Origin of the sequence: Streptomyces sp. SID5910 (assembly GCF_009862125.1) — a bacterium.
Classification (GTDB): Bacteria; Actinomycetota; Actinomycetes; order Streptomycetales; family Streptomycetaceae; genus Streptomyces.
In genome coordinates, this window is sequence record NZ_WWHX01001030.1 from 1 (window position 1) to 4,831 (window position 4,831).

Annotated in this window: 5 protein-coding genes and 1 pseudogene; 4 read left to right on the forward strand and 2 right to left on the reverse strand. The window is 72.9% G+C overall.

What is annotated here, in order from left to right; translation table 11 throughout:
• The 3 genes and pseudogenes from GTW67_RS36595 to GTW67_RS36605 all read left to right on the forward strand — a co-directional run.
• Window positions 1-339 (forward strand): annotated as a pseudogene (locus tag GTW67_RS36595) (HtaA domain-containing protein); the annotation flags it as partial.
• A gap of 54 nt (window positions 340-393) precedes the next feature.
• Window positions 394-1,980: an HtaA domain-containing protein gene (locus tag GTW67_RS36600; RefSeq protein ID WP_161169011.1), complete on the forward strand. Its 1,587-nt coding sequence runs from the start codon at window positions 394-396 to the stop codon at window positions 1,978-1,980.
• An 85-nt stretch (window positions 1,981-2,065) separates the two neighbouring features.
• Complete coding sequence (locus tag GTW67_RS36605; protein WP_161169012.1) at window positions 2,066-2,749, forward strand: PhzF family phenazine biosynthesis protein; 684 nt, start codon at window positions 2,066-2,068, stop codon at window positions 2,747-2,749.
• A gap of 9 nt (window positions 2,750-2,758) precedes the next feature.
• On the opposite strand, the gene GTW67_RS36610 is transcribed toward GTW67_RS36605, so the two are convergent.
• The gene (locus GTW67_RS36610) at window positions 2,759-3,406 is read right to left on the reverse strand and encodes a biliverdin-producing heme oxygenase (protein WP_161169013.1); all 648 of its coding nucleotides are present in this window, start codon (window positions 3,404-3,406) and stop codon (window positions 2,759-2,761) included.
• 159 nt (window positions 3,407-3,565) lie between these two features.
• Entirely contained in the window at window positions 3,566-4,423 is an 858-nt protein-coding gene (map, locus tag GTW67_RS36615) for a type I methionyl aminopeptidase (protein WP_161169014.1), read from the reverse strand.
• 57 nt (window positions 4,424-4,480) lie between these two features.
• Between map and GTW67_RS36620 the strand changes: the two genes are divergently transcribed.
• A complete protein-coding gene (locus tag GTW67_RS36620) occupies window positions 4,481-4,711 on the forward strand; it encodes a hypothetical protein (RefSeq protein WP_161169015.1) in 231 nt (76 codons plus the stop codon).
• Window positions 4,712-4,831: the final 120 nt, after the last annotated feature.

The window sequence follows — 4,831 nt, forward strand, 5'->3', positions numbered from 1 at the left end:
ACCGCGCGCGGCGCCCAGGTCTTCGGCGGGATGTACCCGGCGGGCACCGAGATGGACCCGGTGTCCCTGGCCGTCGCCCTCACCGCCGACGCGAAGCTGCCCGCCCTGCCCGACCTCGGCAGCGCGCCCACGGCGAGCCCGAGCCCGCAGCCGAAGCGGGCCGAGGCCGCCGGCGCTTCCGCCGCACCCGTCGCCGACGCCTCCGACGACGGCGGCTTCCCCGCCCTGCCCGTCTCCCTCGCGGCCGGCGCCCTGCTGCTGGTGGCCGCGGCCCTCGTGGCCGTCGCCCTGCGCCGGCGCCGCGCCCGGCCCGCCGCGTCCGCACCGGACGAGGGCTGAACCCATGACACCGGGCCGCCCGACGGCGGCCCCGCACCCAAGGAGAACCGAGCCATGCCCGTCAGACGCCGCCGCTCCACCGCACTCGCCGCCGCCGTGGCCACGGCCGCCGCGCTCGGCGCCACCGCCCTCGCCGCCGCCGGCGCGACCACCGCATCGGCCGCCGAGGTCCCGCTCAAGGACTACGAACTGACGTGGGGCGTCAAGCAGTCGTACCGCACCTACGTCGGCATGTTCGGCAGCTTCACCACCGCGGGCGGTGCCACCCAGGCGGCCGGCAACGGCGCGTTCACCTTCGCCGACGGCACCGGCACCTACGACTCCGCCGGCAACACCGTCGACCTCGCCTTCGAGGGCAGCGTGGTGGCCGCCTCCACGGCGCACCACTTCGAGGTCACGCTCACCGACGTGCGCTTCGACAGCAAGGCCGGTCAGATCACCGCCGACGTGAAGAAGGTCGACACGTCCGGTGAGACCCCGAAGACCACCGAGGGTGACGACGTCCCGTTCGCGAAGGTCGCCGTGACCCGCGAGATGAAGGACATGGCGACCACCCTGACCACCGAGGCGGGGGAGTACCTGGGCAGCGCGAGCTACGCGGGCGCGGCCGGCGACCCCCTGACGGTGGCGCAGAAGACGCCGCCCAGCACGGAGCCCAGCCCCGAGCCGACCACGCAGGAACCCACCCCCTCCCCGTCCACCGAGCCCGGCACCCCGGACCCGACCGGCACGGGGACGATGCCGACCGCGCCGTCGACGAGCCAGGCACCGAGCCCGAGCCCGACCGCGAGCACGAGTGCCAGTGCCGGTGCACCGTCCGCCTCCGCCTCTGCTTCTGAGGCGCCGGCGAAGGGCAGGATCGCCGACGGCACCCTCGGCTGGGGCGTGAAGGAGTCCTTCCGCGCCTATGTCGTCGGGCCGATGGCCAAGGGCCGGATCACCGTCTCCGGCGGTGCCACCCAGGCCGCCGGGAACGGCGCGTTCACCTTCAAGAAGGCCACCGGCACCTACGACACCGCCGCCGACAAGCTCACCGCCTCCTTCCAGGGCGCCGTGAACTTCAAGGGCCACCAGAGCGGCGGCACCTACGGCCTCGACCTGACGCTGGCCAACTTCAAGGTCACCCTCGACGGCGGCACCGGCAAGCTCACCGCCGACGTCACCAGCCTCGGCGCGAAGTCGCCGGGCGTGGTCCTCGCCGACCTGAAGGCCAAGTCGGCCGACCTGACCGCCGAGAAGAACGTCATCACGGTCGACGGCATCGCCGCCACGGTCACCGACGCCGGCGCGAAGGTCTTCGGCAACTACCCGGCCGGCACGGCACTCGACGCGGTCGACCTGTCGGTGGCGCTGACCGACGACGCGCAACTGCCGGGCGGCGGCACGGGCACGACCGGGGGCACCGGCGGCGCGTCCGGCTCGGGCACCGGCGGCAGCGGGGGCACCGGGGGTACCGGCGGTGCCGCGACCGTCGGCGGCATCACCGGCTCGACCACGGGCGGCGGTATCGGCGGCGGCAGCCTCGCCTCCACCGGCGCGGGCCTCCCGGGCCCGGCCCTGGGTGCGGCGGCCGGCGCCGCGGTGGTGCTCGGCGCGGGCACGGTGCTCGTGGCACGGAGGCGGCGGGCGGCCTCCCGGTGATCCCCGGGTGGGGGCGGCGCGGCCGCCCCCACCCGGCCGTTCTCCGGGGCACGGGGCACCGCCCCGGCGATGCTTGAATGCCCGGGTGACTGACTACGACGTACTGCGCGTCTTCTGCGCGCCGAACGGCGGATACGGCAACGAGCTCGGCGTCGTCCGGGACGGCTCCGTGCTGCCCGGACGGGACGAGCGGCAGGAGCTCGCCGCCAAACTCGGCTTCAGCGAGACCGTGTTCGTCGACGACCCCGAACGCGGCGTCGTCGACATCTACACGCCCACCCTGCGCCTGCCGTTCGCCGGGCACCCCTGCGTCGGCACGGCCTGGCTGCTGGACGTGCCCGAACTCGTCACCCCCGCAGGGACGGTGGGCGCCCGGCAGGACGGCGAGTTCAGCTGGATCGAGGCCCGCCCCGAGTGGGCGCCGCCGCGCACGCTGCGCCAGTACGCCGATGTCGCCGAGGTCGACGCGCTGCCGGTGCCGCCCAAGGGCGAGCGAAGCGAGATGGGGGTCCCCCCGGACGAAGTCTGGGGGAGGGTGTATGCCTGGGCGTGGGAGGACGAGGCGGCCGGCCGGGTCCGGGCCCGCGGCTTCCCCGGGCGCGACGACGGCATCGACGAGGACGAGGCGACCGGAGCCGCGGCGCTGCTGCTGACCGAGCGGCTGGGCCGCGCCCTCAACATCACGCAGGGGGCCGGGTCGCAGATCCTCACGGCCCCCCAGCCCGGGGGGTGGATCGAGATCGGGGGACGGGTCCGCCTGGAGCGGTGACCCGCCCGGTCAGGCCGACAGCGGGAACTCCTCGCCCAGGGCCCGGAAGACCGCCGTGTTCAGCGCGAAGGCCCGCTTGCACTCGCCGACGACCCGCTGCCTCTCCAACTCGTCGGCGCGCACGCCGTCCAGCAGCTCGCGGTACTCGCGCTTGAACGCGGCCGGGTTGGAGATCTCCTCGAACACGTAGAACCGGACGCCGTCGCCCTTGCGCGCGAAGCCCCAGGTGCGCTCCGCCTTGTCGCGGATGATCTGACCGCCGGACAGGTCGCCGAGGTAGCGCGTGTAGTGGTGGGCGATGTACCCCGCCGGCCACTCCTCGGCGCACTCGCGGACCCGGGCCGCGTACTCCTCGGTCGCCGGCAGGGCGCTCAGGCCCGTGCGCCAGTCCGGTCCGCGCAGGTGCGCCAGGTCCCGCTCCAGGGAGGCCAGCCGCAGCAGCTCCGGCCGGATGAACGGCCCGGCCACCGGGTCCGCCGCCAGCCGTCCCGCGCCGGTCTCCAGGGCTTCGTAGACGAACCACAGCTGCTCGGTGTAGCGCGCGTACGCGTCCACGCCGAGCCGGCCGCCGAGCAGGTCGCTCATGAAGGTGGAGGTCTCCGCCTCCACGTGCTGCTCGTGGGAGGCCGTGCGGATGAGGGTAGAGAAGGAGTCCATGGGGCCGATTTTCTTTGGTTAGCCTTACCTAAGTCAATACCTTTCCCGACTGATCGTCGGTAAAGATTCCGACAGGCTGTCGGTAAAAACCCTACCCCCTGGAGCACGCGAAAGCCCGCCCTCCGAAGAGAGCGGGCTCGTGCGGGGGGCGGTCGGACCTCAGGGCAGCGTCAGGATGTCCGCGCCGGTGTCCGTCACCACCAGCGTGTGCTCGAACTGGGCCGTCCGCCTGCGGTCCTTCGTCACGACCGTCCAGCCGTCGTCCCACATGTCGTACTCGTGCGTACCGAGCGTCAGCATCGGCTCGATCGTGAAGGTCATCCCCGGCTGGATGACCGTGGTCGCGTGCGGGCTGTCGTAGTGCGGGACGATCAGCCCGGAGTGGAACGACGAGCTGATCCCGTGCCCGGTGAAGTCCCGCACCACCCCGTACCCGAAGCGCTTCGCGTACGACTCGATGACCCGGCCGATGATGTTGATCTGCCGGCCCGGCTTGACCGCCTTGATCGCGCGGGCCAGCGACTCCCGGGTCCGCTCGACCAGCAGCCGGCTCTCCTCGTCCACGTCGCCGACCAGGTAGGTCGCGTTGTTGTCGCCGTGCACGCCGCCGATGTACGCCGTCACGTCGAGATTGACGATGTCACCGTCGCGCAGCACGGTGGAGTCGGGGATGCCGTGGCAGATCACCTCGTTGACGGAGGTGCACAGGGACTTCGGGAAACCGCGGTAGCCGAGCGTCGACGGGTAGGCGCCGTGGTCGCACATGTACTCGTGCGCGATCCGGTCCAGCTCGTCCGTCGTGACACCGGGCGCGATGGCCTTGGCGGCCTCCTCCATCGCCCGCGCCGCGATCCGCCCGGCCACGCGCATCGCCTCGACCGTCTCGGGCGTCTGCACCTCCGGGCCGGTGTAGGGCGCGGGCGCCGGTTTGCCGACGTACTCGGGCCGGCGGATGTTTCCGGGTACGGAACGGGTGGGAGACAGCTCCCCTGGTACGAGCAGCGACTGGCCAGACATGCGGCGAGTCTAACCAGCGGGCTCGGGGGAACATGTCGGTGGCGAGAGGAGCTGGTCATGGCCCTGTTCAAGAAGCGCACGGTCGGAAAGCCGGGCGAGTGGTACTACTGCCTGGAGCACAAGAAGGTCGAGGAGGGCCCGGACTGCCCGGCCAAGAACCGATTCGGCCCGTACGCCTCCCGCACGGAGGCCGAACACGCGATGCAGACCGCCCGCGAGCGAAACCTGGAGTGGGAGAACGACCCCAAGTGGCATGACCCCCAGACCGGGCGGGGCGACGAGGACTGACCCGCCCGCCTACCCAGCTGCGGGCCACCGCACCGCCCATCCCCGCTCACGCAGCTGCGGGCAATCGTGCCGCCCATCCCGCCCACGTAGCTGCGGGCAGCAGTGCCGCTGGGGCGGCAC